Origin of the sequence: Algoriphagus kandeliae, assembly GCF_004571135.1 — a bacterium.
Classification (GTDB): domain Bacteria; phylum Bacteroidota; class Bacteroidia; order Cytophagales; family Cyclobacteriaceae; genus Algoriphagus; species Algoriphagus kandeliae.
The window spans coordinates 1-1,010 of the sequence record NZ_SPSB01000015.1; the positions used below are offsets into that span (position 1 = coordinate 1).

Here is a 1,010-nt window from a genome sequence, read left to right on the forward strand (position 1 = left end):
CTCCAAGGTCACGTTACCCGTGTTGGTTACCGTGATCGTATACGTGATCTCCTCGCCCTCTTCAGTAATGTCCGCTTCGTTGTCCGTAATGTCAATAACAATGTCGGCATTCTGCTCGGCTATTACCACCTCTTCAGCTTCGTCGCTTACTTCAGCAGTATTTGTATAACCAACTACGGAAGCAACGTTTACAATCTCGCCGGCATCGATATCCTCTTGAGTTGCTTCGTAGGTCGTGGTAAAGTCAATGACCTGACCTGGCCACAACAATGGAATAGTTTCTTCAAATCCAGTAAGCGGATCATTTACTTCTACATTCACCAATGGTGCAGTACCTGTATTGGTAACAGTCAAGGTGTAAGTAATCACCTGACCTGCCACGTTTACAGACTCAACATCAGCAGTCTTCTCAATTTCAATATCAGGAGTCAGGTTAACATTCACAATAGCCTGAGCTTCTGCTCTAACTACTTGCTGGGTTACTACATCAACACCCTGAACGTTTGCAATATTTACAATCGGCACTCCGTCCAATAGATCCTGAATGGTCACCGTGTAAGATGTGGTAAAGGTAATCTCCTCTCCAGGAGCCAAGGTGACAACCGGAACCCCAAAGCGTGTTTTTGGATCTTTCAATTCACCATTGGAAAGCGTCACATTACCTGTGTTCTTCACAACCAAGGTGTAGTTCAGCACAATGCCTTCAGCACTCACAGATTCAACATCTACTGTCTTGGTCAAGGAAATAGCAGGATCTCTTTCTACAGTAACCACTGCGTCATCTTCATCAGATACCTGATTCTGACCCTTAAAGCCCACTACGGTAGCCACGTTGAGAATAGTACCGTTATCCATATCAGCCTGAGTCACTCCGTAGACAGTCTCTCTTACCACTACCTGACCCGGTGCCAACGTTCCAACATTCTCGTTGAAGTTTGTCAACGGATCCGTGATCGTCACATTAGTCAAGGTCGTGTTACCGGTATTGGTCACCGTTAAGGTATACGTCA

The 1,010-nt window shown here is 45.6% G+C and carries 1 protein-coding gene; it reads right to left on the minus strand.

The genetic code is table 11. The features are described from left to right. On the minus strand, positions 1–1,010 hold a 1,010-nt coding region (locus E4S40_RS17055), incomplete at both ends, for a DUF7507 domain-containing protein (RefSeq protein ID WP_135077174.1).